At 70.1% G+C, this 24,594-nt stretch carries 23 protein-coding genes and 1 tRNA gene; 10 read left to right on the top strand and 14 right to left on the bottom strand.

What is annotated here, in order from left to right:
- Nucleotides 1-144: 144 nt before the first annotated feature.
- Genes galT through galK form a run of 3 tightly spaced genes read left to right on the top strand, consistent with a single transcriptional unit; the run spans nt 145 to nt 3,303 of the window.
- The gene (gene galT / locus ACSHXC_RS23095; RefSeq protein WP_438293427.1) at nt 145-1,200 is read left to right on the top strand and encodes a galactose-1-phosphate uridylyltransferase; all 1,056 of its coding nucleotides are present in this window, start codon (nt 145-147) and stop codon (nt 1,198-1,200) included.
- A complete protein-coding gene (gene galE, locus ACSHXC_RS23100) occupies nt 1,197-2,165 on the top strand; it encodes a UDP-glucose 4-epimerase GalE (protein WP_438293428.1) in 969 nt (322 codons plus the stop codon). Before galT ends, galE begins: the two co-directional genes overlap by 4 nt.
- The gene (galK, locus tag ACSHXC_RS23105) at nt 2,158-3,303 is read left to right on the top strand and encodes a galactokinase (RefSeq protein ID WP_438293429.1); all 1,146 of its coding nucleotides are present in this window, start codon (nt 2,158-2,160) and stop codon (nt 3,301-3,303) included. Before galE ends, galK begins: the two co-directional genes overlap by 8 nt.
- Nucleotides 3,304-3,379: 76 nt before the next feature.
- Here galK and ACSHXC_RS23110 read toward each other — a convergent pair whose 3' ends face one another.
- The gene (locus ACSHXC_RS23110; RefSeq protein WP_438293430.1) at nt 3,380-3,871 is read right to left on the bottom strand and encodes a GNAT family N-acetyltransferase; all 492 of its coding nucleotides are present in this window, start codon (nt 3,869-3,871) and stop codon (nt 3,380-3,382) included.
- Between the two features lie 263 nt (nt 3,872-4,134).
- On the opposite strand from ACSHXC_RS23110, the gene ACSHXC_RS23115 reads away from it, so the two are divergent.
- Complete coding sequence (locus ACSHXC_RS23115) at nt 4,135-4,899, top strand: LuxR C-terminal-related transcriptional regulator (protein WP_386111760.1); 765 nt, start codon at nt 4,135-4,137, stop codon at nt 4,897-4,899.
- Here ACSHXC_RS23115 and tamR read toward each other — a convergent pair.
- On the bottom strand, nt 4,858-5,355 hold the full coding sequence (gene tamR, locus ACSHXC_RS23120) for a MarR family transcriptional regulator TamR (RefSeq protein ID WP_189961533.1): 498 nt from the start codon (nt 5,353-5,355) through the stop codon (nt 4,858-4,860). The genes ACSHXC_RS23115 and tamR overlap by 42 nt on opposite strands.
- Nucleotides 5,356-5,486: 131 nt before the next feature.
- On the opposite strand from tamR, the gene ACSHXC_RS23125 reads away from it, so the two are divergent.
- Both ACSHXC_RS23125 and ACSHXC_RS23130 read left to right on the top strand, forming a co-directional pair.
- Nucleotides 5,487-6,338 carry a trans-aconitate 2-methyltransferase gene (locus tag ACSHXC_RS23125; protein ID WP_438293431.1) on the top strand — a complete coding sequence of 284 codons (852 nt, stop codon included), beginning with the start codon at nt 5,487-5,489 and terminating at the stop codon, nt 6,336-6,338.
- Nucleotides 6,339-6,351: 13 nt separating this feature from the next.
- On the top strand, nt 6,352-6,723 hold the full coding sequence (locus ACSHXC_RS23130) for a VOC family protein (RefSeq protein ID WP_438293432.1): 372 nt from the start codon (nt 6,352-6,354) through the stop codon (nt 6,721-6,723).
- 57 nt (nt 6,724-6,780) lie between these two features.
- Here ACSHXC_RS23130 and ACSHXC_RS23135 read toward each other — a convergent pair whose 3' ends face one another.
- The 3 genes from ACSHXC_RS23135 to ACSHXC_RS23145 form a co-directional block, all read right to left on the bottom strand.
- Nucleotides 6,781-8,511 (bottom strand): FG-GAP repeat domain-containing protein, encoded by a 1,731-nt coding sequence (locus ACSHXC_RS23135; RefSeq protein ID WP_438293433.1) that lies wholly within the window; start codon nt 8,509-8,511, stop codon nt 6,781-6,783.
- 274 nt (nt 8,512-8,785) lie between these two features.
- The gene (locus ACSHXC_RS23140) at nt 8,786-9,508 is read right to left on the bottom strand and encodes a TetR family transcriptional regulator (protein ID WP_438293434.1); all 723 of its coding nucleotides are present in this window, start codon (nt 9,506-9,508) and stop codon (nt 8,786-8,788) included.
- Nucleotides 9,505-10,503, bottom strand: a complete 999-nt coding sequence (locus ACSHXC_RS23145; RefSeq protein ID WP_438293435.1) for an acyl-CoA desaturase — start codon at nt 10,501-10,503, stop codon at nt 9,505-9,507. The genes ACSHXC_RS23140 and ACSHXC_RS23145 overlap by 4 nt, the downstream gene beginning before the upstream one ends.
- Before the next feature lie 218 nt (nt 10,504-10,721).
- On the opposite strand from ACSHXC_RS23145, the gene ppc reads away from it, so the two are divergent.
- Nucleotides 10,722-13,451 (top strand): phosphoenolpyruvate carboxylase, encoded by a 2,730-nt coding sequence (gene ppc, locus ACSHXC_RS23150; protein ID WP_438293436.1) that lies wholly within the window; start codon nt 10,722-10,724, stop codon nt 13,449-13,451.
- An 819-nt stretch (nt 13,452-14,270) separates the two neighbouring features.
- Here the strand turns inward: ppc and ACSHXC_RS23155 are convergent.
- The 3 genes from ACSHXC_RS23155 to ACSHXC_RS23165 form a co-directional block, all read right to left on the bottom strand.
- On the bottom strand, nt 14,271-14,738 hold the full coding sequence (locus ACSHXC_RS23155) for a hypothetical protein (protein ID WP_438293437.1): 468 nt from the start codon (nt 14,736-14,738) through the stop codon (nt 14,271-14,273).
- 76 nt (nt 14,739-14,814) lie between these two features.
- Nucleotides 14,815-15,408 (bottom strand): aminoacyl-tRNA hydrolase, encoded by a 594-nt coding sequence (gene pth / locus ACSHXC_RS23160; RefSeq protein WP_386032160.1) that lies wholly within the window; start codon nt 15,406-15,408, stop codon nt 14,815-14,817.
- A gap of 139 nt (nt 15,409-15,547) precedes the next feature.
- The gene (locus ACSHXC_RS23165; RefSeq protein ID WP_438293438.1) at nt 15,548-16,135 is read right to left on the bottom strand and encodes a 50S ribosomal protein L25/general stress protein Ctc; all 588 of its coding nucleotides are present in this window, start codon (nt 16,133-16,135) and stop codon (nt 15,548-15,550) included.
- A gap of 225 nt (nt 16,136-16,360) precedes the next feature.
- Here ACSHXC_RS23165 and ACSHXC_RS23170 point away from each other — a divergent pair, with 225 nt between their 5' ends.
- Nucleotides 16,361-17,311, top strand: a complete 951-nt coding sequence (locus tag ACSHXC_RS23170; protein ID WP_438293439.1) for a LysR family transcriptional regulator — start codon at nt 16,361-16,363, stop codon at nt 17,309-17,311.
- The gene (locus tag ACSHXC_RS23175; protein ID WP_438293440.1) at nt 17,308-18,192 is read left to right on the top strand and encodes a serine hydrolase; all 885 of its coding nucleotides are present in this window, start codon (nt 17,308-17,310) and stop codon (nt 18,190-18,192) included. The genes ACSHXC_RS23170 and ACSHXC_RS23175 overlap by 4 nt, the downstream gene beginning before the upstream one ends.
- A gap of 75 nt (nt 18,193-18,267) precedes the next feature.
- On the opposite strand, the gene ACSHXC_RS23180 is transcribed toward ACSHXC_RS23175, so the two are convergent.
- The 4 genes from ACSHXC_RS23180 to ACSHXC_RS23195 form a co-directional block, all read right to left on the bottom strand.
- Nucleotides 18,268-19,242 carry a ribose-phosphate diphosphokinase gene (locus ACSHXC_RS23180; protein WP_053725021.1) on the bottom strand — a complete coding sequence of 325 codons (975 nt, stop codon included), beginning with the start codon at nt 19,240-19,242 and terminating at the stop codon, nt 18,268-18,270.
- A gap of 117 nt (nt 19,243-19,359) precedes the next feature.
- On the bottom strand, nt 19,360-20,808 hold the full coding sequence (gene glmU, locus ACSHXC_RS23185; RefSeq protein ID WP_438293441.1) for a bifunctional UDP-N-acetylglucosamine diphosphorylase/glucosamine-1-phosphate N-acetyltransferase GlmU: 1,449 nt from the start codon (nt 20,806-20,808) through the stop codon (nt 19,360-19,362).
- Nucleotides 20,809-20,939: 131 nt separating this feature from the next.
- Nucleotides 20,940-21,011, bottom strand: a tRNA-Gln gene (locus tag ACSHXC_RS23190).
- A gap of 27 nt (nt 21,012-21,038) precedes the next feature.
- A complete protein-coding gene (locus tag ACSHXC_RS23195) occupies nt 21,039-21,899 on the bottom strand; it encodes a hypothetical protein (RefSeq protein WP_438293442.1) in 861 nt (286 codons plus the stop codon).
- A 154-nt stretch (nt 21,900-22,053) separates the two neighbouring features.
- Here ACSHXC_RS23195 and ACSHXC_RS23200 point away from each other — a divergent pair, with 154 nt between their 5' ends.
- Nucleotides 22,054-23,373 (top strand): sensor histidine kinase, encoded by a 1,320-nt coding sequence (locus ACSHXC_RS23200; protein ID WP_438293443.1) that lies wholly within the window; start codon nt 22,054-22,056, stop codon nt 23,371-23,373.
- A gap of 152 nt (nt 23,374-23,525) precedes the next feature.
- Here ACSHXC_RS23200 and ACSHXC_RS23205 read toward each other — a convergent pair whose 3' ends face one another.
- Together ACSHXC_RS23205 and ACSHXC_RS23210 are read right to left on the bottom strand one after the other, a co-directional pair.
- Complete coding sequence (locus ACSHXC_RS23205) at nt 23,526-24,014, bottom strand: SUKH-3 domain-containing protein (protein ID WP_438293444.1); 489 nt, start codon at nt 24,012-24,014, stop codon at nt 23,526-23,528.
- Between the two features lie 41 nt (nt 24,015-24,055).
- Nucleotides 24,056-24,571, bottom strand: a complete 516-nt coding sequence (locus tag ACSHXC_RS23210; RefSeq protein WP_438293446.1) for a YwqJ-related putative deaminase — start codon at nt 24,569-24,571, stop codon at nt 24,056-24,058.
- Nucleotides 24,572-24,594 lie beyond the last annotated feature (23 nt).

The raw sequence follows: 24,594 nt of genomic DNA on the forward strand, positions 1-24,594 counted from the left end.
AGCAGGGATCCCGGCCCGGTCTGCCGCCGCACTTCGCCGCCGTACTTGATCATCGATAGCAACCGCTTGCACGCCCATTGACGGAGCCTGTTGGCTTGTGGTTTGTTGTGTGCGGTTCTGTTGGATGGTGGAGGTTGGTTGCAGGTGAAGAAGACGTCGACCCGGCTCGCCGACGGTCGTGAGCTGCTCTACTACGACTCGCGGGACGACCTCGTACGGGACGAGACGGACAGCCGCCCCCTCGACCCGGTCTCGACCGCGTCCGAGATCCGCCGCGACCCGCTGCTCGGCGACGCCGTCGCCGTCGCCTCCCACCGCCAGGCCCGCACCTATCACCCGCCGGCCGACGAATGCCCCCTGTGCCCGTCGCGCGACGGGCGCCTCAGCGAGATCCCGGCCGACGACTACGACGTCGTCGTCTTCGAGAACCGCTTCCCCTCGCTCGCCGGCGGCTCCGGCCGCTGCGAGGTCGTCTGCTTCACCTCCGACCACGACGCGTCCTTCGCCGACCTCACCGAGGAACAGGCCGCGCTCGTCCTGGAGGCCTGGACCGACCGCACCGCCGAACTCGCCGAACTCCCGCAAATCCAGCAGGTGTTCTGCTTCGAGAACCGGGGCGCCGAAATAGGTGTCACCCTCGGCCACCCGCACGGCCAGATCTACGGCTACCCCTTCACCACCCCGCGCACCGCCCTGATGCTCCGCTCGCTCGCCGAGCACCGTGAGCGCACCGGCGGCCGCAACCTCTTCGACGACGTGGTCGAGCGGGAGCTCGCCGACGGCGACCGGGTGGTTGTCGAGGGCGAACACTGGGTGGCGTTCGTGCCGTATGCGGCGCACTGGCCGTACGAGGTCCATCTGCACCCCAAGCGGCGCGTCCCGGACCTGCGGGCCCTCGATGACGGCGCGCGCACAGAGTTCCCACAGGTCTATCTGGAACTCTTGAGGCGCTTCGACCGGATCTTCGGCCCCGACGAGCCGCCCACCCCCTACATCGCCGCCTGGCACCAGGCGCCGTTCCGGGGCGAGGGCGCCGTCGACCGCGCGGAGTTCGGGCTCCATCTTGAGCTTTTCACCATCCGACGCACTTCCGGCAAGCTGAAGTACCTCGCGGGTTCCGAGTCCGGCATGAGCGTGTTCATCAACGACGTGCCGCCGGAGGCCGCGGCCGAGCGACTGCGAGAGGTGGCCAGCAAGTGAGCAAGTACCTGGTGACGGGCGGAGCGGGGTACGTGGGCAGCGTGGTGGCGGCCCACCTGGTCGAGGCCGGCCACGAGGTGACCGTCCTGGACGACCTCTCCACGGGCTTTCGCGAGGCGGTCCCGGCGGGTGCCGAGTTCATCGAGGCCCGCGTCCAGGACGCGGCCGAATGGCTGGACTCCTCCTTCGGCGCCGTCCTCCACTTCGCGGCGTTCTCGCAGGTGGGCGAGTCGGTGGTGAACCCCGAGAAGTACTGGTCGAACAACGTGGGCGGCACGATGGCGCTGCTCGCGGCGATGCGGGACGCGGACGTCCGCACACTGGTCTTCTCCTCCACGGCCGCGACCTACGGCGAACCGGTCTCGACCCCGATCACCGAGACCGACCCGACGGCCCCGACCAGCCCGTACGGCGCCTCCAAGCTGGCGGTCGACCACATGATCGCGGGCGAGTGCGCGGCCCACGGCCTGGCCGCGGTGTCGCTGCGCTACTTCAACGTGGCGGGCGCGTACGGGAGCTGCGGTGAACGCCATGACCCGGAATCGCACCTGATCCCGCTGGTGCTCCAAGTGGCGCTGGGGAAACGGGAGTTCATCTCGGTCTACGGCGACGACTACCCGACCCCGGACGGCACGTGCGTACGGGACTACATCCACGTCGCGGACCTGGCGGAGGCGCACCTGCTCGCGCTCGACGCGGCGACGGCCGGCGAGCACCTGGTCTGCAACCTGGGCAACGGCAACGGGTTCTCGGTCCGCGAGGTCGTGGAGACCGTACGCAAGGTGACCGGGCACCCGGTCCCGGAGGTCGTCGCGGGCCGGCGCGGCGGCGACCCGGCGGTCCTGGTGGCCTCCGCGGCGCGTGCCCACGAGCGCCTGGGCTGGCAGCCTTCGCGCGCCGACCTCGCCGGAATCGTGGCGGACGCCTGGGCGTTCGCACGGCGGGCGGAGCACGCGGGTGAGTGAAGTGGCCGCCGCCTTCCGGGAGTTGTACGGGTACGAGCCCGACGGGGTGTGGGCGGCACCGGGCCGGGTCAACCTGATCGGCGAGTACACCGACTTCAACGAGGGCTTCGTCATGCCGCTCGCCCTGCCGCACACGGCGGTGGCGGCGATGTCCCGGCGCGCCGACGGGGTCCTGCGGATCCACTCGGCGGACATCGAGGGCCCGGTCGTGGAGCTCCGGGCCGACGAGCTGGAGCCGCTGTCCGGCGCGGGCTGGGCGGCGTACCCGGCGGGCGTGGTGTGGGCGCTGCGGCAGGCGGGGCACGAGGTGACCGGCGTCGACATCCACCTGACGTCGACGGTGCCGACGGGCGCGGGCCTGTCGTCGTCGGCGGCGCTGGAGGTGGTGACGGGCCTGGCGCTGCGCGATGCGTTCCAACTCCCGCTGTCGATGGAGGAGTTGGCGTCGATCGCACAACGGGCGGAGAATGATTTCGTAGGCGTCCCCTGCGGGATCATGGACCAGACGGCGTCGGCGTGCTGCACGGAGGGCCACGTACTGCACCTGGACGCCCAGAACCTGAGCAGGCGTCAGATCCCTTTCGATCTGCCGGCGCACGGTCTGCGGCTCCTGGTCGTGGACACCCGCGTGAAGCACGCGCTGGGGGACGGCGCTTACGCCGAACGGCGCGCCGGCTGCGAGCAGGGCGCGCGGGATCTGGGCGTACGGACCCTGCGCGAGATCCCGTTCGCACAACTCGATTCCGCGCTCGGCCAGTTGTCGTCCCCGACCGTACGGGACTACGTACGGCATGTGGTGAGCGACAACGAGCGGGTGGAGCGGGTGGCGGCGCTGCTGTCGGCGGGGGACGTCCGGGGCGTCGGCCCGGTCCTGACCGCGGGCCACGCCTCCCTGCGGGACGATCTGCGGGTGTCCTGCGCGGAGCTGGACCTGGTGGTGTCGACGGCGGTGTCCTCGGGGGCGCTGGGTGCGCGTATGACGGGCGGGGGGTTCGGGGGCTCGGCGATCGTGCTGGTGGAGGAGGCGGGGATGGGCCCCGTGACGAAGGCCCTGGTGACGGCCTTCGAGGGAGCCGGCCTGACCCGCCCGAGAGTGTTCGAGGCGGTGCCGTCGCAGGGGGCGCGACGGGTGGGCTGAGGGGGCTTTCCCCCACTCTGCCCTTTCCCGCTCCGGCCGGCACGCCGCGTTGGGGCTGCGCCCCAGGCGTGTCGGGTCAGTGCGCGCTCCGGAGCACGCCCCCGCTCGCGCCCCCGTCCGCGGCGCGGCCCAGCCGCTTGGTCAGGGTGTATTCCGTGACCCCCGGAGGATAGTCGGGGATGGCGCACACGACCTCGTACCCCCGCTTGCGGTAGAACCCCGGTGCCTGGAAGTCCCATGTCTCCACCCGGGCGAACCCGCAACCCCGCTCGCCGCGCGCCAACTCCTCGGCGGCGGTGAGGAGTTGAGATCCCAGGCCCCCCGAGCGCAGCCCCGCGTCGATCCACAGGAGGTCCACGTGCAGCCACCCCGCCCACGTACGCCCCACCAGGCCCCCCGCGAGCAGCCCCTCCTCGTTCAACCCCCAGACGTGGAGCGGCTCTTCCTTCTCCGACGGCGTCCCCCGCAGTGCGCGCAGCACCGGGGACCGCTCGGTATTCGTGTCCCGCAGCCGCCGATGCAGCTGAACCTGCCGGTCCTTGTCCACTTCTGTCTCGATACGAAACATGGAACTCACCCTAAACATTCGCGCACGCCAAGTAGCCGCACGGGTTCAATCAGTTCTGCAAAGTGCCTTCCGCTCACAGCTCACGGCCCTACGCTGATGCACAACACCGGTGGGGGCCGGTGTTGATCAGGGGGCGAGACAGTCGGGTACGTCGCCCGGGGTGGGGTAGTACTCAGTGCACGGCGGCGGCCGTGCGACTGCGGTGAACCCGGCTCCGGGCGCCGTACCCGTACCGGTCCGTCCCCCGACCCTGGGGGTGTCACTTGGTACGTATCCGAGTTCTGGTGGTGGACGACCATCGCATCTTCGCCGAGTCGCTCGCCGCGGCCCTGGCGGCGGAGCCCGACGTGGACGTCGCCGCCGCAGGCAGTGGCCCCGCGGCGCTGCGCTGCCTGGAGCGGGGCGCCGCCGAAGGGCGCAGATTCGATGTGATGCTCGTCGACGCGGACTTGGGCACATCGGCGACGGTCCCGGTGGCCCGCGCGGTGCCCGACAGCGGCGCCGAAGGCCTGGTGGACGGCATCTCGCTGGTCGCGGGCGTGCGTTCGGGCCAGCCCGCGGTGCGCACCGTCGTGCTTGCCGAGAAGGACGACCCGCGCCGGGCCGCCCTCGCCCTGCAGGCCGGCGCCTGCGGCTGGGTCGCCAAGGACTGCTCCCTGCAACGGCTGCTCGCCGTGATCCGGGGCGTCCTGCGCGACGAGACGCATCTGCCGCCCGCGCTGCTCACGGGCGTACTGCGCGAGCTGACCGCCGCCCGCAAGCACCGCACCGAGTCCGAGCGGCTCGTCGAGTCGCTCACCCCGCGCGAGCGCGAGGTGCTGCGCTGCATGGTGGCCGGGCTCGGTCGCAAGGCGGTCGCCGAGCGCCTGTTCCTGTCCCCGCACACGGTGCGCACCCACATGCAGAACGTGCTCGGCAAACTCGGTGTGCACTCCACGCTCGCGGCCGTCGCGCTGGCCCGCCGGGCGGGCGTCGGCCCGGTCGACCTAGCCGGGGATGTTGTCGAACGGGGCGGTCAACTGGCGTAGCAGGGCCGCCAGTTCGCCCCGCTGGCCGCGGCTGAGCTCGCCGAGGATGGCCCGCTCCTGCTCAAGGAGTCCGGCGAGCGCCTGGTCGGCCCGGTCGCGCCCCTCGGGCGTGAGCCGCACCAGGACCCCGCGCCGGTCGCTGGGGTCGGGCAGTCGCTCGACCAGGCCCTTCTTGGCGAGCCGGTCGATCCGGTTGGTCATCGTGCCCGAGGTGACAAGGGTCTGCGTCAGAAGCTGCCCGGGGGAGAGCTGGTAGGGGGCGCCCGCGCGCCGCAGCGACGTCAGCACGTCGAACTCCCAGGGCTCCAGGCTGTGCTCGGCGAACGCGAGCCTGCGGGCCCGGTCGAGATGGCGGGCCAGCCTGCTGACCCTGCTGAGCACCTCGAGTGGTTCCACGTCGAGGTCCGGGCGCTCTCGGCGCCATGCTGCGACCAGTCGGTCGACCTCGTCCTCCATGGCGATCAGTGTAGAGGGTCTGTCGACGTGAAGTCTCTTGACGTCAAGATATATATCGAGCCACCATTGGGCATGGAGGGGCCGGGACCCTGTTCCGCTTCGGCCAGCCGTACCTGCAAGGGGGCTCGAACATGCATTCCGATTCATCGACGACCACCACACAGACCGAGCCACCGGTCTGGGATCCGCAGCAGTATCTGCGTCACGCCGGGCATCGCACCCGCCCGTTCCTCGACCTGCTCAGCCGCATTCCGGAACTTCCCGCGATCGGCGGCCTCTCGCCTCGGATCGCCGACCTCGGCTGCGGCCCCGGCAATGTCACCGCCCGCCTCGCCGACCGCTGGCCCGACGCCCGCATCACCGGCTTCGACCTGTCGCCGCAGATGCTCGCCCAGGCCGACAAGGACCACGCCGGCACCACCTCCGGCGGCGGCTGGCTCGACTTCCAGGTCGCCGACGCCGCGCACTGGGTGCCGGACGAACCGTACGACCTGATCGTCTCCAACGCGGCCCTGCAGTGGGTTCCCAACCACCCCGAGTCGTTCCCCGCCTGGATCGACGGCCTGAGCCCCGGCGGCACCTTCGCCTTCCAGGTGCCCGGCAATTTCACCTCGCCCAGCCACGCGATCCTCGCCGAACTCTGCGAGTCCCCGCGCTGGCGCCGCCGTCTCGACGAACACGGCCGCCGCTACGTCCATATCCTCGAACCCGCCGACTACCTCACCCGCCTCGCCGACCTCGGCTGCGAGGCCGATGTCTGGGAAACCGTCTACTGCCAGCTGCTCACCGGCCCCGACCCCGTCCTCGACTGGGTGAAGGGCACCGCCCTGCGCCCCGTGCTCACCGCCCTCGACGGGGACCAGGAAGCCATTGACGCCCTGCTCGCCGAATACCGCGACCGGCTCCGCGAGGCCTACCCGCCGGGCCCGCACGGCACGGTCTTCCCGTTCCGCCGCATTTTCGCCGTGGCCAGAAAGAAATAGGGGAACTTCGCCCATGCTCGCCGCCGTCGACCATGTGCAGCTCGCCGCCCCGCCGGGCAGCGAGCCGCAGTTGAGGACGTACTACGCAGACATACTCGGCATGACCGAAATCCCCAAGCCCCCGGTCCTCGCGGCCCGCGGCGGCTGCTGGTTCCGGTACGGGCCCGTCCAGCTCCACCTCGGCATCGAGGAAGACTTCCGCCCCGCGAAGAAGGCCCACCCGGGGCTGCGCGTCACCTCGATCCAGGCGTACGCACGCCGCCTGGAGGAGCACGGCGCGAAGGTCGTCTGGGACGGCAACCTGCCGGGCCACCAGCGCTTCTACTCCGAGGACCCGGTGGGCAACCGCCTGGAATTCCTGGAGCCGGTCCCTGCTTCCGGATGAACGCCGAGTGCCCCGCCCCTTTCGTTGACCGAAGGGGCGGGGCACTCGCGCGTGGGCCTAGTAGATGCCGTTGTACGTGTTCCAGCCGCCGCCCAGGCTCACGCGCTCCTTGAAGGAGCCCGTGCCGTTGGCGTCGTAGCGCCAAGCCGTACCCGAACCGTCGACGCCGATCACGTCGGCGCGGCCGTCACCGGTCATGTCGCCCGGGGTGGCCAGCTTGTTGTAGCCGTTCCAGCCGCCGCCGAGGTCGATGCGGTTGCCGAAGCCGGGGGTCGACTTGCCCGGGTACATGAACAGGTGGCCGTTGCCGTCACGGGCCAGCAGGTCCGCGATGCCGTCACCGTTGATGTCACCGGCACCGATGAGCTTGTTGAACCCGTTCCAGCCGGCGCCGAGATCGATCCGGTTGTAGAACCCGGTCGCCTGGCCGTTGCCCGGGTAGAGGTACATGTGCCCGTTGTTGCCCCGCGCGAGCAGGTCGCCGTTGCCCTCACCGGTGAGGTCGCCGATACCGGCGAGCCCGTTGAACGCGTCCCAGCCGGCGCCGAGGTCGTTCTGCCCGACGTGCAGGTGGCCGTCGGGGAAGACCGCGATCAGGTTGCCCCAGCGGTCGTTGCTGGACAGCGAGGACGTGTACGTCAGCGCGTTGGCGGGCGCACCTGCCCAGTCGCCCGGGTCGCCGACCAGCTGGCGGTCGGAGAGGGTGCCGTCGCCCTTGGCCCAGTAGTAGTAGAGCGAGCCCTGGCCGTCGAGGGCCATCAGATCACCCTTGCCGAAGGTGGGGTTGCCGCCGCTGTTGGCCAGGGCGGCGGAGCTCCAGCCGGTTCCCATCCGCGAGCGCTCGCCGAGGCCGCCCGTGCCGTTGGGGGCGTAGAACCACAAGGTGCCCGCGGCGTCGCGTGCCACGATGTCGCCGTAGCCCGTGGTGTCGTCCATGCCGAGGATCTGGTTGTAGATCCCCCAGCCGGTGCCGATCTTGACCCGGTCCTTCAGCGGGGCTGCGGCGTTGCCGGAACCCGGGTAGAAGAACAGGTCGCCGCCGGGCGTGCGCGCCACGACGTCGGCGTTGCCGTCGGCGTTCATGTCGCTGGCACCGACGAGCTGGTCGTAGGTGCCCCAGCCGCTGCCGACCTTGATCCGGTCGCCGTACGGGCTGCCGGTGACCGAGCCGGTGCCCGGGTACAGGTACAGGTCGCCGGAAGGCGTGCGCGCCATCAGGTCGGCCTTGCCGTCACCGGTGACGTCGCCGGGGGAGAACAGCTTGTTGTAGGCGTTCCAGCCGTTGCTCGACCAGGACAGCGAGCCGCTGTTGACGGAGAGCTGGTCCTTGCCGGCCGAGTCCGTGTAGTGCGTGGCGGACAGGCCGGTGTACAGCGAGAGCTTGCCGGTCGCGGACAGGACGAGCAGCTCCGGGTTGCCGTCGCCGTCGAGGTCGCCCGGCTCGATCAGGTCCTTGAAGGAGCCGTAGCTGTTCGCGACTGTCGGGTTCGGGACGGTCCCTCCGACCTCCAGACGGAGCGATTCGTCCGGCTCGCGTACGAGAAGGTCGCTCCTGCCGTCCTTGTCCAGGTCGAAGCGGGGCTTCGACGGGACGGCCGACGTGGCGGCGTACGCCGACTTGCGCTTCGGGATCTGAAGTGAGGGCTGGGTGAACTTCTTCGCGGGCTTCGCCGCGACATGCGGCCCCGCCGGGCTGGTGTCGGCCGAAGCCGGCCCGGCGAGCAGCATGCCCGCCGACAGGACGATGGCGGTGCAGGCCGCGAGGCGGCTCGCGCGCTTGGTGCGCACAGAGGACAAAATTCCCCCCATGGGAATAAGCGGGTAGATCCGGGGGGGAATGGGAATCGCTGCGTATTCGTCGTCGCATGGGCGCGCGGAAAGGGCGCGGCACACACACCGTGGCGGCACTGCAGGCAGCCACGGGTGATTGCACGCGAGGAATGGCGAAAATCCCCCCCGGGATTGTGTGTGAAGACTACAGCGGATTCTTGTGCAGTTGAAGTGAAAATTGTGGCCGATGTCGTCCGCTGTTGCCTTGTGTGTTGCCCGAGGGGGAGTGGGATCAGTTTTTGCGGTGCCCTATCAGGCGCGGTTTCGGTTCAAGACCGTCCAAACCGTGCCAGGCCAGATTCACCAGATGCGCCGCGACTTCCGCCTTCTTGGGCTTGCGCACGTCCAGCCACCACTGCCCGGTGAGCGCCACCATGCCGACCAGTGCCTGCGCGTACAGCGGCGCCAGTTTCGCGTCGAAACCGCGGGCCTTGAACTCCAGGCCCAGAATGTCCTCGACCTGCGTCGCGATGTCGGAGATCAGCGAGGCGAATGTTCCGGTCGACTGTGCGACGGGGGAGTCGCGCACCAGAATGCGGAATCCGTCCGTATACGTCTCGATGTAGTCGAGCAGGGCGAATGCGGCCTGTTCCAGGAGTTCCCGCGGGTGCCCCGCGGTCAGCGCGCCCGTCACGCCGTCGAGCAGCGAGCGCATTTCCCGGTCCACTACGACCGCGTACAGGCCTTCCTTGCCGCCGAAGTGCTCGTACACCACCGGCTTGGAGACGCCGGCCTTCGCCGCGATCTCCTCGACCGAGGTGCCCTCGAAGCCCTTCTCCGCGAAGAGTGTGCGACCGATGTCCAGCAGTTGTTCCCGGCGCTCGGCGCCGGTCATCCGGGTTCGGCGGGTGCGCCGGGGCTTGTCTGCGGACCCTGCGGCCCCGGCCGAGCGGGAGGAACCAGAGGTGCTGGTGGTACGGGTGGTACTGGAGTCGGTCGCCACGTCGTCCATCATGCCGCCTCGGCGGCCTTTTCCCTGCGCCGGGACCGGCCGCCGTCCTCGTTCCGCTTGGAGTCGATGCGCGCCGCGCTCGGCCAGCGCACGTCATGGGCCAGCCCCAGCCGCTCGCACCAGCGGATGATCCGGGCACTGGAGTCGATCTGCCCGCGCATCACACCGTGCCGCGCCGACGTCGGGTCCGCGTGGTGCAGGTTGTGCCACGACTCGCCGCACGAGAGCACCGCCAGCCACCACACGTTGCCGCTGCGGTCACGCGACTTGAAGGGCCGCTTGCCCACCGCATGACAGATCGAGTTGATCGACCACGTCACATGGTGCAGCAGCGCGACCCGCACAAGGGAGCCCCAGAAGAACGCCGTGAACGCGCCCCACCACGACATCGTCACCAGACCGCCCACCAGCGGCGGAATCGCGAGCGACAGCGCCGTCCAGTACACGAAGTCGCGCGAGATGCGGCGGATCGCCGGGTCGGCGAGCAGATCCGGGGCGTACTTCTCCTGCGAGGTCTGCTCCTCGTCGAACATCCAGGCGATGTGCGCCCACCACAGGCCCTTCAGCAGCGCCGGCAACGTCTCGCCGAACCGCCACGGCGAATGCGGGTCGCCCTCCGCGTCCGAGAACTTGTGGTGCCGGCGATGGTCGGCCACCCAGCGCACCAGCGGCCCTTCCACCGCCATCGAGCCCGCGACCGCGAGCGCGATCCGCAGCGGCCGCTTCGCCTTGAAAGAGCCGTGTGTGAAATAGCGGTGGAAACCGATCGTCACGCCATGGCAGCCCAGGTAGTACATGAACACGAGGAGGCCGAGATCGAGCCAGCTCACCCCCCAGCCCCAGGCGAGCGGCACCGCCGCGAGGAGCGCCACGAAGGGCACCGTGATGAAGAGCAGCAGGGCGATCTGCTCGATGGAGCGTTTGCTCTCGCCGCCCAGCGTCGCGGACGGCAGCGGAGGCTCGTCCGGCGACTTGAGCAGATCGGGACTGGTGGTCATGGGGAGTACCCCCGGCAGGGTGAGGAATTCGAGAGGGATTGCCTGGCTACGGTTGCGTAACCTACGGCAACGTAAGTATGGCAGTGCCGTGGCCGGGGACAAGAGCCCGTGACGGCGGGGCGGAATGGGACACCTATCCTGGGTCTCGTCGGACAGCGCGGTCCGCAAGCCTCCAGAACCCCTCCAGACGTGCTCAAACACTGCAAGGAGCCGCACCTGTGAGCAGTGCCGACCAGACCCCCTCCGCCAGCCACGAGCTGCGCGCCGACATCCGCCGACTGGGTGACCTCCTGGGCGAGACCCTCGTCCGACAGGAGGGCCCCGAGCTCCTGGAGCTCGTCGAGCGGGTCCGCGCGCTGACCCGGAGCGACGGCGAGGCCGCCGCCGAACTCCTCGGCGGCACCGAAGTCGAGACCGCTGCCAAGCTGGTGCGCGCGTTCTCCACCTATTTCCACCTCGCGAACGTGACCGAGCAGGTCCACCGCGGCCGTGAGCTGCGCGCCCACCGCGCCGCCGAGGGCAGCCTGCTCGCCCGCACCGCCGACATGCTCAAGGACGGCGACCCCGAGCACGTCCGTGAGAGCGTCAAGAACCTCAACGTGCGGCCGGTCTTCACCGCCCACCCCACCGAGGCCGCCCGCCGCTCCGTCCTCAACAAGCTGCGCCGCATCGCCGAGCTCCTGGAAACCCCGGTCATCGACTCCGACCGGCGCCGCCACGACCTGCGCCTGGCTGAGAACATCGACCTGATCTGGCAGACCGACGAGCTCCGCGTCGTACGGCCCGAACCCGCCGACGAGGCCCGCAACGCCATCTACTACCTCGACGAGCTCCACGCCGGCGCCGTCGGGGACGTACTGGAGGACCTCGCGGCCGAACTGGAGCGCGTCGGCGTCGAGCTGCCCCCGGGCACCCGCCCGCTCACCTTCGGCACCTGGATCGGCGGCGACCGCGACGGCAACCCCAACGTGACCCCCAAGGTCACCTGGGACGTGCTGATCCTCCAGCACGAGCACGGCATCAACGACGCGCTCGAAATGATCGACTTCCTGCGCGGGCTGCTCTCCAACTCCATCCGCTACGCCGGAGCCACCGAAGAGCTGCTCTCCTCCCTCCAGGCCGACCTCGAAGCCCTCCCCGAGATCAGCCCCCGCTACAAGCGGCTCAACGCCGAGGAGCCCTACCGGCTCAAGGCCACCGCGATCCGCCAGAAGCTCGTCCACACCAAGGACCGGCTCGCCAACGGCACCCCGCACCAGCCGGGCCGCGACTACCTCGGCACCGCCGAGCTCATCGCCGACCTCACCCTCATCCAGGCCTCCCTGCGCGACCACCGCGGCGCCCTGTTCGCCGACGGCCGCATGGACCGTACGATCCGCACGCTCGCGGCGTTCGGCCTCCAGCTCGCCACCATGGACGTACGCGAACACGCGGATGCCCACCACCACGCGCTCGGCCAGCTCTTCGACCGGCTCGGCGAGGAGTCCTGGCGCTACGCCGACATGCCGCGGGACTACCGGCAGAAGCTCCTCGCCAAGGAACTCCGCTCCCGCCGCCCGCTCGCGCCCACCCCGGCCCCGCTGGACGCCGCCGGACAGAAGACCCTCGGCGTCTTCGGCACGATCAAGGAAGCCTTCGAACGGTTCGGGCCCGAGGTCATCGAGTCGTACATCATCTCGATGTGCCAGGGCGCCGACGACGTCTTCGCCGCCGCCGTCCTCGCCCGTGAGGCGGGCCTGCTCGACCTGCACGGCGGCTGGGCCAAGATCGGCATCGTGCCGCTCCTGGAGACCACGGACGAGCTGCGCGCGGCCGACGTGATCCTCGACGAGATGCTCGCCGACCCGTCCTACCGGCGGCTCGTCTCGCTGCGCGGCGACGTCCAGGAGGTCATGCTCGGCTACTCGGACTCGTCGAAGTTCGGCGGCATCACCACCTCCCAGTGGGAGATCCACCGTGCCCAGCGCCGGCTGCGCGACGTCGCGCACCGGTACGGGGTGCGGCTCCGCCTCTTCCACGGCCGCGGCGGCACCGTCGGCCGCGGCGGCGGCCCCTCGCACGACGCCATCCTCGCCCAGCCCTGGGGCACCCTGGAGGGCGAGATCAAGGTGACCGAGCAGGGCGAGGTCATCTCCGACAAGTACCTCATCCCGTCCCTGGCCCGGGAAAACCTGGAGCTCACGGTGGCGGCCACGCTCCAGGCGTCCGCCCTGCACACCGCGCCCCGCCAGTCCGACGAGGCGCTCGCCCGCTGGGACGCGGCGATGGACACGGTGTCCGACGCGGCGCACTCGGCGTACCGCAAGCTCGTCGAGGACCCGGACCTCCCCGCCTACTTCTTCGCCTCCACCCCCGTCGACCAGCTCGCCGAGCTGCACCTCGGCTCGCGGCCCTCGCGCCGCCCCGACTCCGGGGCGGGCCTCGACGGCCTGCGGGCCATCCCGTGGGTCTTCGGCTGGACCCAGTCCCGGCAGATCGTGCCCGGCTGGTACGGCGTCGGCTCGGGCCTCAAGGCGCTGCGCGAGGCGGGGCTCGACACGGTGCTCGACGAGATGAGCGAGCAGTGGCACTTCTTCCGCAACTTCCTCTCCAACGTGGAGATGACACTGGCGAAGACGGACCTGCGGATTGCCCGGCACTACGTCGACACGCTCGTGCCGGACGAGCTGAAGCACGTGTTCGCGGCGATCGAGGCGGAGCACGAGCTGACGGTGCGGGAGGTTCTGCGGATCACCGGGGGTGAGGAACTGCTCGGCGCGAACCCGGTGTTGCAGCAGACGTTCGCGATCCGGGACGCCTATCTGGACCCGATCTCGTACCTTCAGGTGGCGCTGCTTGCCCGCCAGCGGTCTGCCGCCGAGCGGGGCGAGCCTGCCGATCCGCTGCTGTCCCGTGCCCTTCTCCTCACGGTGAACGGAGTAGCAGCGGGCCTGCGCAACACGGGCTGATTGCCCCACCCCGCCCCTTCCCTAGACCCTCCGGGGGTTTGGGAAGGGGCGGCGGCCGTCCCTGGGGCTCCGCCCCAGACCCCGTTTGCGCCTTAAGGGCGCTCGTCCTCAATCTCCCCCAAGGCCTTAAGGGCCAGGGGGGACCCCCATGACGGGCTGGGTATGCCCGCATCCCCCCTGCCAGGAGCTGCTGGGCTCCGCCGAGTGGCACGACCGGGAGTGCCTGCACCGACCCTGCCAGGGGCGCGGGGAACTGCGCGAGCAGCCACCTACGGTCCGCAGGCTGACGGGCGGTGGGGTTCGGGCCGCAGCCCCGGGTGCCTGCACTGGATCCTGCCAGGGGCGCGGGGAACTGCGCGAGTAGCCACGCACGGTCCGCGGGCTGATGGGCGACGGGGGTTCGGGGCGCGGCCCCGGGTGCCTGCACTGGATCCTGCCAGGGGCGTGGGGAACTGCGCGAGTAGCCACGCACGGTCCGCGGGCTGATGGGCGACGGGGGTTCGGGGCGCGGCCCCGGGTGCCTGCACTGGATCCTGCCAGGGGCGTGGGGAACTGCGCGAGTAGCCACGCACGGTCCGCAGGGCGAAAGACGGGGGTTCGGGGCGCGGCCCCGGGTGCCTGCACTGGATCCTGCTAGGGGCGCGGGGAACTGCGCGCCCAGCCACCTACGGTCCGCGGGCTGATGGGCGACGGGGGTTCGGGGCGCGGCCCCGGGAGCCTGCACTGGATCCCGCCAGGGGCGCGGGGAACTGCGCGAGTAGCCACGCACGGTCCGCAGGGCGAAAGACGGGGGTCGGGGGGGGCAGCGCCCCCGGGAAGTTACAGGGCGATGAATGCCGCGGCCATCGTCGCCGCGCCCACCAACCCCGTCACCCAAGCCGTCCGCGGCATCCGCAGCCCCCCGCCGATCACCAGCGCCGCAAGCAGCAGCGCCCCCGCCAGGGGGAGCCAGGCGTACAGGAGGCCCGCCGCGCCGCTGCGTACCGCCTCCGTCGTGCCCGGTTTCACGACCACCGGTATGTGGTCGCCCCGACGGACCGCCACCGACTCGGCGATCGTCATGCCGGGGTGCGCCGACGAACCCGGCGAGGGCCGGTAGGGGCCGGTGCACACGTCGTCCGCGCACCGCGCCACCGTCAGCGTGCCGTGGTCGCGGCCCTTCGCCAGGACCACGTGCTGGGCGGTGCCCCACGACGACCAGAACCCGGCGACCACGAGCAGCGCGGCGACCAGGGCCATCGCGGCCCGCCGCACGTACAGCAGGAAGGTACGGCTCCGTTTCGTCATGGGGCGCGATCCTGACGGGTGACGATGCGTTCGGTCAACCTCTCCCCAAGGGAGCGGCGGTGCTTCGCCGCCCTTGTCAGGAGTTGTACGTCGACTGGGCTCGCTCCAGGCCCTCGATGACCAAGGCCTCCGCCGCGTCCGCCGCCCGGTCCACGAAGTAACCCAGCTCCTTGCGCTCCGTCGAGGAGAAGTCCTTCAGGACGAAGTCCGCCACCTGCATCCGCCCCGGCGGACGCCCGATCCCGAACCGCACCCGGTGATAGTCCGCCCCCAGCGACTTCGTGATCGACTTCAGGCCGTTGTGCCCGTTGTCCCCGCCGCCCAGCTTCAGCCGCAGCACTCCGTAGTCGATGTCCAACTCGTCATGAATCGCAACGATGTTGGCCACCGGGACCTTGTAGAAGTCGCGCAGCGCCGTCACCGGGCCGCCCGACAGGTTCATGTACGACAGCGGCTTCGCCAGCACCACCCGGCGGTTCAGCGGACCCGGCGGACCGATCCGCCCCTCCACGACCTGCGCCCGCGCCTTGTGCGCCTTGAACCTGCCCCCCATCCGCTCGGCGAGCAGATCGACGGTCATGAACCCGACGTTGTGCCGGTTCGCGGCGTACTCCGGACCCGGATTGCCCAGGCCCACGATCAGCCAGGGTGCGTTCGCGTCGGTCGTCATGGGGCCAGCGTCTCCTCACGTACGGACAAAAGTTGTGGACGAAACATGTGGGCAAAGAAAAACGGGGCGGCGGGCCAAGTGTGGCCCGCCGCCCCGTCGGAGTCCGTGCCCGGCACGGATCTCAGGCAGAGCGTGCGGCTCAGGCCTCGGCGCCTTCGGCGGCCTCGGTCTCGGCGGCCGGCTCCTCGGCCTGCGCGGCCAGGATCTGGATGACGACGGCCTCGGGGTCGGTGGCCAGGGTGGTACCGGCCGGCAGCTTGACGTCCTTGGCGTGGATGGAGGCACCGGCCTCCAGGCCCTCGATGGACACGGTGACGGAGGTCGGGATGTGGGTGGCCTCGGCCTCGACGGAGAGCGTGTTCAGCACGTTCTCGACCAGGAAGCTGCCCGGGGCCAGGTCGCCCTCGGTCAGGACGCCGACCTCGACGGTGACCTTCTCGCCCTTCTTGACGAGCAGCAGGTCGACGTGGACCAGGTAGCCCTTGAGGGCGTCACGCTGGACGGCCTTCGGGATCGCGAGCTCGGTCTTGCCGTCGATGTCCAGGGACAGCAGGACGTTCGGCGTACGCAGCGCGAGCAGCAGGTCGTGGCCCGGCAGGGTCACGTGGACCGGCTCGGTGCCGTGACCGTAGATGACACCGGGAACCTTGTTCTCACGGCGGATGCTGCGGGCGGCGCCCTTGCCGAAGCTGGTACGGACGTCGGCGGCGAGCTTGACCTCGGACATATGCACTCCTCGTAGAAGGTGAACCAAAAATTGGCGGTCACCCGGCCACGACTGGCCTGCTACGAAGAGCGCGTCGATAACGGACCGCCGTACCTCAGGTACGGCCTCCCTCGCCGAGCAACTTCCCCAGACTACCCGGCCACCCCCCACCCGCCCAATTGGATCAACCTGCATGACGCGACTATCAGGTCCGACTCCATAGGTGTTCGCCTATCCTTGCTGCTCATGGACCTGCTGCTGCACCTCAGGTACTTCCGCACCGTCGCCGAAGAACAGCACTTCGGCCGCGCCGCCGAACGCCTGCGCGTCGCCCAGCCCTCCCTCTCCCAGCGCATCCAGCGCCTTGAGCGCGAACTCGGCGTCCGCCTCCTCGACCGCGGCCGCACCGGCGCCACCCTCACCCCCGCCGGACACCTCGTCCTCGCCGAAGCCGACACCCTCCTCGACGCCGCCGACCGCCTGCGCACCCTCGTCGGCCGCGTCCAAGGAGGCGCCGCGGGCACCCTGCGCGCCGCCGTCCCGCCCCAGCTCGGCGGCGCCACCGTCGCCGCCCTCCTCACCGCCTACCGCGAGCGGAGCCCCGGCGGCGAGCTCGACCTCCGCGAACTCGACACCGCCGACCAGACCGCCGAACTCACCGCGGGCACCCTCGACGCCGGCATCGTCCGCCACCCCTGCCCCTCGACCGGCCTCGGCTTCGGCCCCCAGCTCCACCAGCCCCTCGGCGCCCTCCTCGCCGACCAGGACCCCCTCGCCGCCCACACCGAGATCGACGTACGCGAACTCGACGGCCGCGAACTCGTCCTCTTCCCCCGCGCCGGCGCCCCCGCCCTCCACGACGAAACCCTCACCGCCTGCGCCCGCCACGGCTGCACCCCCAGCGCCGTCCGCGAAGTCGCCGGCATCGAATTCACCCGCGCCCTCATCCTGTCCGGCACCCACGTCGTCGCCCTCCTGCCCCGGCCCGCCCCCGAACCCGGCACCACCTGGCGCCCCCTGCGCGCCAACCCCCTCACCTGGCGCACCTCCACCGCCTGGCCCGCCGGACGCGACGGCCCCGCCGTCCGCCTCTTCACCGAAGCCGCCCACGACGTCCTGCGCGAGACCGCGGGCCTCATCCCCACCGCCCCCCAACGGCGCCTCTTCCCCCGCCCCGCATCGGAGTTCCCGCTGTGAACACCCCCGTACGCAGCCGCATCACCGCAGCCTTCACCGACGCCGGCACCACCGGATCCCTCTGCGCCACCGACATCGACACTGGCGCCGCCATCACCCTCAACGCCGACACCCCCGTCTCCACCGCCAGCGTCCACAAGCTGTGCCTCGTCGCCACCCTCTACCGCGAAGCCGCCGCCGGACGCATCGACCCCACCACCCCCCTCGACATCCCCGCAGACGGGCGCGCCCCCGGCCCCACCGGCCTCGCCGTCATGCGCGACGCCGCCCGGCTCTCCCTGCGCGACCTCGCCTCCCTCGCCATCGCCGTCAGCGACAACGCCGCCGCCGACCTCCTCTGGGACCACATCGGCCTCGACACCGTCAACGCCACCATGAACGCCCTCGGACTGACCCGCACCATCGCCGTCCACAACCAGGCCGGCCTCTACGCCACGATGGTCACTGACACCGGCCGCAGCGGCCCCGCGGCCCTCGTCGACCCCGCCGCCGTCGCCCGCCTCACCGTCCTCGACCCCACCCGCACCAACCGCTCCACCCCCCGCGACATGGCCGCCCTGCTCGCCGCCATCTGGCGCGACGAAGTCTGCGAAGAACCCTGGGCCGACGAACTCCGCGCCGTCCTCGGCACCCAGGCCTGGAGCCACCGCCTCGCCTCCGGCTTCCCCTTCGACGACGTACACGTCAGCGGCAAAACCGGCACCCTGCCCACGCTCCGCCACGAAGCCGGCGTCGTCGAATACCCCGACGGCGGCCGCTACGCCGTCGCCGTCTTCACCCGCGCCGCCTCCACCGCCGCCACCCTGCCCGCCGCCGACGCCGCCATCGGACGCGCCGCCAGAATCGCCGTCGACGCACTGCGGGCGCCCGCCAGGGCATGAAGAACACGAGTACCAGGGCATGAAGAAGGGGCCGCGCCCCAACCGGACGCGGCCCCAACTCCCGACAACTACAAGCTAGTTCTCCTCGAAGAGACTCGTCACCGAGCCGTCCTCGAAGACCTCGCGCACCGCGCGGGCGATCGACGGAGCGATCGAAAGCACCGTGATCTTGTCGAGCTCCAGATCCGACGGATCCGGCAGCGTGTTCGTGAACACGAACTCGCTCACCTTGGAGTTCTTCAGACGGTCCGCCGCCGGACCCGACAGGATGCCGTGCGTCGCCGTCACGATGACGTCCTCCGCACCGTGCGCGAACAGCGCATCGGCAGCGGCGCAGATCGTGCCACCCGTGTCGATCATGTCGTCCACCAGGACACAGACGCGGCCCTTCACGTCACCGACGACCTCGTGCACCGTCACCGTGTTCGCGACGTCCTTGTCACGGCGCTTGTGCACGATGGCCAGCGGCGCGTCCAGTCGGTCGCACCAGCGGTCGGCGACCCGCACACGGCCCGCGTCCGGAGACACGATCGTCAGCTTCGAGCGGTCGACCTTCGCACCCACGTAGTCCGCCAGAACCGGCAGCGCCGTCAGGTGGTCCACCGGGCCGTCGAAGAAGCCCTGGATCTGGTCCGTGTGCAGATCCACCGTGAGGATGCGGTCCGCGCCCGCCGTCTTCAGCAGATCGGCCACCAGACGCGCCGAAATCGGCTCGCGGCCCTTGTGCTTCTTGTCCTGACGGGCATAGCCGTAGGACGGCACGATCACCGTGATGGAGCGGGCCGACGCACGCTTCAGCGCGTCGATCATGATCAGCTGCTCCATGATCCACTTATTGATCGGAGCCGTGTGGCTCTGGATCAGGAAGCAGTCCGCACCACGCGCCGACTCCTGGAAACGAACGTAGATCTCACCGTTCGCGAAGTCGAAGGCCTTCGTCGGCACGAGGCCCACACCCAACTGGTGCGCAACCTCCTCGGCCAGCTCGGGGTGGGCGCGGCCGGAGAAGAGCATCAGCTTCTTCTCGCCGGTCGTCTTGATCCCGGTCACAGCACAGTCTCCTCAGACGTGTTCGATGCTGCTGCACCCGCGCGGTCCCTTTCGCGGCGAGCCAGCCGAATATGTGCACCTATCACGGTACGCCGTGAAAGACGCACCCGAATCCGGTCAGTTCTCCCCGCCCGACTGCTCGGCCGCAGCCTGAGCAGCCTGCGCGGCAGCACTTCCCGGACGCTTGCGCTCCACCCAACCCTCGATATTCCGCTGCTGGCCACGGGCGACAGCCAACGAACCCGGCGGCACATCCTTCGTGATCACCGAACCCGCAGCGGTGTAAGCACCGTCCCCCACTGTGACAGGAGCAACAAACATGTTGTCCGAACCCGTCTTGCAGTGCGAGCCGATCGTCGTGTGATGCTTGGCCTCACCGTCGTAATTCACAAACACACTGGCCGCGCCGATGTTCGTGAACTCACCGATCGTCGCGTCCCCCACATACGACAGATGCGGAACCTTCGTCCCCTCACCGATCGTCGCGTTCTTCGTCTCCACGTACGTACCGATCTTGGCCTTCACACCAAGCCGCGTACCCGGCCGCAGATAGGCATACGGGCCGACCGTCGCACCCTCGCCCACCTCCGAGTCGTACGACACCGCATTGTCGACCCGCGCGCCCCGGCCCACGATCGTGTTCGTCAGACGCGAATGGGGACCCACCTCGGCACCCGAAGACAGATGAGTCGTCCCCAGCAGCTGAGTACCGGGCAGCACCACGGCATCCTGCTCGAAAGTCACCTGCACATCGACGAACGTCGTCGCAGGATCCACCACCGTCACGCCGGCCAGCATCGCCCGCTCAAGGAGACGGTCATTCAGCAAACGACGCGCCTCGGCCAGCTGCACCCGATTGTTGATCCCCAGAATCTCCCGGAAATCCCCCGCCAGCGACGCACCGACCCGATGCCCCGCCTCACGCAGAATTCCCAGCACATCAGTCAGGTACTCCTCACCCTGACTGTTGTCCGTCCGCACCTTGCCCAACGCATCCGCCAGCAACGCGCCGTCGAACGCGAACACACCGGAATTGATCTCGCGAATCGCGCGCTGCGCCTCGCTCGCGTCCTTGTGCTCGACGATCGCGGTCACCGCACCCGAGACGTTGTCCCGCACGATGCGGCCGTAGCCGGTGGAGTCGGCGACCTCGGCGGTCAGCACGGTGACCGCGTTGCGGTCCGCCTCGTGCGTACGGGTCAGCTCCGCCAGCGTCGCGCCGGTCAGCAGCGGGGTGTCGCCGCACACCACGACGACCGTGCCCTCGATGGTCTGGCCCAGCTCCTCCAGCGCCATCCGGACGGCGTGGCCGGTGCCGTTCTGCTCGTACTGGACCGCGGTGCGCACGTCGGCGTCGATGGCGCCGAGGTGGGCGGACACCTGCTCGCGGGCGTGGCCCACGACCACGACGAGGTGCTCGGGCTCCAGCTCACGAGCGGCCGCCACGACATGGCCGACGAGCGAGCGCCCGCAGATCTCGTGCAGAACCTTGGGAGTGGCCGACTTCATGCGGGTGCCCTCACCCGCGGCGAGGACGACGACGGCGGCCGGGCGGGTTGCGCTCACGGAGGTGCCCTTCGGCTTCGGGGGGTGGACACCCGAAGGATACCGGGGGGTTTCGCGGATGAAATCGGGGTGGGTGCGGGGGAAAACGCGGCGGGTCCTGACGAATGTCGTCAGGACCCGAACCTACGAAGCTCCCCCGCCAGGACTCGAACCCGGACATAGGGCACCAAAAGCCCCAGTGCTGCCAATTACACCACGGGGGATGGAAACCAGCTAAACCGGACATTTGGTCAGGTCGCCGGATTGGCACCCAACACTATGCCGTACCAAGCGCCTTCCACGCGACGGTAGAGATCGGCGCTCTTGGTCACGTAGATCACCAAGCAGCCCCGGTACGCCTCTGCGGTGTTCTTCCGTGTTGTGCGCGGGTTGTGTTTCTTGAGCGTGGCCCGCTTGAAGACCGAGGCGTCCACTCCGGCCAACTCGGCCCAGAACCGCTGGGCCTCGGCGACGTCGGCCGACTCGTGGATGCTGACGCGGAAGGTGAGGCGGTCGCGTGAGACGCCCAAGAGGTTCAGCCAGTTGAGGTAGACCTTGATCATGTCGGGGTCGCTGTTGATGAACTGCAGCACTTCCCTTCGGCGGTACGTCTTGTCCTTGGCACCCTCGGCCCAGTACAGCGCGACGCCGACGAGGAAGAGCTCCCGATCCGAGAGCTTTCCGATCTCCTCGCGTGCTGCTGCCTTGGTCGCTCGACGCTCTTCGTCCTGTGCCGCCCGGAGCTGGGTGAGGCCCTCGTTCATCAGGGCGCGCCGCTCTTCGTCCGTGTAGCGGGGTTCGGGCCTCGGGAGGTCGCGTACCCACAGCGATATCGAGCTCTTGGAGCAGCCGAGCTCGACCTGGATCTGGTCGTACGTCATGCCCTGCGAGCGGAGCTCTCTCGCGCGGTCGCGCAGGTCGTCCTTGGCGTTGGGGCGCTTGGTCCACTCCGGGGGCGGCTCGCCCTTCACCAGCCGGTGGAGGAGGTCGTTGTTGTCGACGTGCAGCCGGTCGCGGATCTGGCGCAGGCTGAGCCCTTCGCGGCGCAAAGCGATGGCCTGCTGGCGCAGGCCCTCGAAGTCGGCGTATTTGCCGGGTGTGGTTGATGTCATACGGACACGCTCGTCCGGAATGCGGATGTCCGCTCGAATATCCGGTCGATTCACTGCATCGGGGGATGATCGCCGATTTCTGGCGTGTTCGATGCGATTTCGTGCTGCGTATGCCGACGGAAAAACGTTCGCGCCCGCCCGTAGTCTGGGTGCTATGACCGCAACGGGGGCTTACCAGGAAGCCACGGGGTTGACCTCCCGTGGCTGGTGGTGGTGGGAACGCAGGCGCAGCGCGGTGCTGGATGTGCTGCTCGGGGTGATCTCCGCGCTGGAGTGTGCGCTGGAGGGTGTGAGTTTCGCAGGGGCCTCGGGGCTGCCCGTGCCGGCCGGGGTGCTGCTCGGGCTTGTCGCGGGGGCGTCGTTGGTTCTGCGGCGCCGGTGGCCGATCGCCGTGGTGCTGGTGTCGGTGGCGGTGACGCCGGCCAGCATGGGTTTCGTTCTGAGCGTGGTGGGTCTTTACACGCTGGCCGCGTCGGACGTGCCGCGCCGGATCACGGCGGCGCTGGCGGGGATGTCGGTGGCGGGGACGTTCATCGTCACGTTCGTACGGATGCATCAGAGCGTGGCGCGGGGTGATTACGACCCCGGGCGCTGGTATGTGCCGCTGCTTTCGGTGGTGATGTCGCTCGGGATCGCGGGTCCGCCGCTGTTGTACGGGCTTTATATAGGGGCGCGGCGGCGGTTGATGGAGTCGTTGCGGGAGCGGGCGGATTCGCTGGAGCGGGAGTTGTCGCTGCTCGCGGACCGGGCCGAGGAGCGGGCGGAGTGGGCGCGTACGGAGGAGCGGACGCGGATTGCCCGGGAGATGCATGACGTGGTGGCGCACCGGGTGTCGTTGATGGTGGTGCATGCGGCGGCGTTGCAGGCGGTGGCCCGCAAGGATCCGGAGAAGGCGGTCAAGAACGCGGCGCTGGTCGGTGACATGGGCCGGCAGGCGTTGACGGAGTTGCGGGAGATGCTCGGGGTGTTGCGGGCTGCCGATCAGCAGCCGGTGGCGGTGCGGGTGGATCCGGTGCCGTTGGCGGCGGTGGGGGCGGCTGCCGCGGCGGCCGCCGCTGCCGCGGAGGAGGGGCCCTGTCTGGCGGACATCGAGGCTCTGGTGGGGCAGTCCCGGGAGGCCGGGATGGTGGTGGAGCTGATGGTGCAGGGGGAGGTGCGGGGGTATGACGCGCTGGTGGAGCAGACGGCGTACCGGGTGATTCAGGAGGCGCTGACCAATGTGCACAAGCATGCGGCGGGCGCGAAGGTGATGGTGCGGCTCGCCCGTCGGGAGGCCGAGGTGGCGATGCAGGTGGAGAACGGTCCTGCGGACGGGGTGACGGCGGATGCGGGGTTGCCGTCCGGCGGTAATGGGCTGGTGGGGATGCGGGAGCGGGTGACGGCGCTGGGCGGGGTGTTCGTGTCGGGGGCGACGGATGCGGGTGGGTTCCGGGTGTCGGCGGTGCTGCCGGACCGGGCTCCGGTGGTGTCGTAGCGTCCCTGGGGCTTTGCCCCGGTCCCCCGGGGGCCCCACGACGGGCCGGGCATGCCTGAGTGGGCACCCCGCCAGGAGCAACCCTGATAGGGGCGCGGGGAACTGCGCGAGTGCCGTGCACGGCCCGGTGCTGGTCAAGGCCGGGGTTCGGGTCAGCCCGAGGTCAGGCGGATCGGCTGGGTGCCGGTGATCAGGGTGTTCAGGGCCGCGTCGATGTCGGGGCCGAGGTACCAGTCGCCGGTGTGGTCCAGGGCGTAGATGCGGCCCTGAGTGTCGATGGCGAGTACGGCCTGCTGGTCGCCTTCTTCGCCGAGGGGGGCGATGTCGGTTTCGAGGGCGCGGCCGAGGTCGGCGAGGGTGCGGGCGAGGTGGAGCCCGGCGAGGGGGTCGAAGCGCAGGGCGGCGGGGGCGTTGCGGCGGCCGGGCCCGGGGGCGGTGAGGGTGAGGCCGCCGAATTCGGCCCAGGCTTCGACGGCGGCGGGGAAGACGGTGTGGCGGTGTCCGGCGGGTGAGGTGTGGCCGCGCAGGACGTCGGCCCAGGCTTCGGCCTGGCGGATGTCCCAGCGGCCGGGCTGCCAGCCGGCGGTGCGCAGGGCGGCGTCGACGGGGACGGGGAAGCGGGTGGTGGAGATGTCCGGCATCGGCCGCGGCCTTTCCGTGAGGTTGTGGGTGTGGGGTCGGCTCAGGGTTCGACGCTGCGGACGCCGAAGTGGTCGAGCAGGGCGGTGCAGGAGCGGCAGGGGGGTGCGTAGCTGCCGTGGAGGGGGTCGCCGTCCTCGCGTATGCGGCGGGCGGTGAGTTTGGCGTGCTTGAGGGCGCGGCGGGCCTCGCCGTGGGTGAGGGGTTTGCGCTGGGCGCGTTTGGAGCGTCCTGCTTCGACGGCGGTCAGGTGTCTGGAGAGCAGGATCGCTTCGGGGCAGCGGCCGGTGAAGCGTTCGCGCTGGCTGCTGGTGAGGGTGTCGAGGTAGTCCTGTACGAGGGTGTGCAGGATTGGTGGCTGTTCGCCTTTGCCGGCGGTGCAGGTGAGGGTTTCGCCGCGTACGGAGAGGGCGGCGGCGATGGCGGGGAGGATGCCGTCGCGGCGGTGGCGGAGTAAGGGTGCGGCGGTGGTGGCCGTGGCGCTCCACCCCAGGCGTGGGTCGCCCGGTGTCCCCTTTATCGCGCTTGTTGCCGATGTTTCGCCTGGTGCGGTGTGCATGGTGCTGTGTTCCTCCCACTGGC

This window comes from Streptomyces sp. HUAS TT7, from assembly GCF_051550175.1.
Taxonomy (GTDB): Bacteria; Actinomycetota; Actinomycetes; order Streptomycetales; family Streptomycetaceae; genus Streptomyces.

Bases quoted from the DNA above. Each gene is read 5' to 3' on its own strand.
- pth (WP_386032160.1), bottom strand. From the start codon at position 15,408: ATGACGACCGACGCGAACGCACCCTGGCTGATCGTGGGCCTGGGCAAT.
- ACSHXC_RS23125 (WP_438293431.1), top strand. From the start codon at position 5,487: ATGCATTCCGATTCATCGACGACCACCACACAGACCGAGCCACCGGTC.
- ACSHXC_RS23140 (WP_438293434.1), bottom strand. From the start codon at position 9,508: ATGATGGACGACGTGGCGACCGACTCCAGTACCACCCGTACCACCAGC.
- tamR (WP_189961533.1), bottom strand. From the start codon at position 5,355: ATGGAGGACGAGGTCGACCGACTGGTCGCAGCATGGCGCCGAGAGCGC.
- ACSHXC_RS23205 (WP_438293444.1), bottom strand. From the start codon at position 24,014: ATGCCGGACATCTCCACCACCCGCTTCCCCGTCCCCGTCGACGCCGCC.
- ACSHXC_RS23145 (WP_438293435.1), bottom strand. From the start codon at position 10,503: ATGACCACCAGTCCCGATCTGCTCAAGTCGCCGGACGAGCCTCCGCTG.
- ACSHXC_RS23170 (WP_438293439.1), top strand. From the start codon at position 16,361: ATGGACCTGCTGCTGCACCTCAGGTACTTCCGCACCGTCGCCGAAGAA.
- ACSHXC_RS23210 (WP_438293446.1), bottom strand. From the start codon at position 24,571: ATGCACACCGCACCAGGCGAAACATCGGCAACAAGCGCGATAAAGGGG.
- ACSHXC_RS23155 (WP_438293437.1), bottom strand. From the start codon at position 14,738: ATGACGAAACGGAGCCGTACCTTCCTGCTGTACGTGCGGCGGGCCGCG.
- ACSHXC_RS23165 (WP_438293438.1), bottom strand. From the start codon at position 16,135: ATGTCCGAGGTCAAGCTCGCCGCCGACGTCCGTACCAGCTTCGGCAAG.
- ACSHXC_RS23195 (WP_438293442.1), bottom strand. From the start codon at position 21,899: ATGACATCAACCACACCCGGCAAATACGCCGACTTCGAGGGCCTGCGC.
- ACSHXC_RS23130 (WP_438293432.1), top strand. From the start codon at position 6,352: ATGCTCGCCGCCGTCGACCATGTGCAGCTCGCCGCCCCGCCGGGCAGC.
- ACSHXC_RS23200 (WP_438293443.1), top strand. From the start codon at position 22,054: ATGACCGCAACGGGGGCTTACCAGGAAGCCACGGGGTTGACCTCCCGT.
- ACSHXC_RS23110 (WP_438293430.1), bottom strand. From the start codon at position 3,871: ATGTTTCGTATCGAGACAGAAGTGGACAAGGACCGGCAGGTTCAGCTG.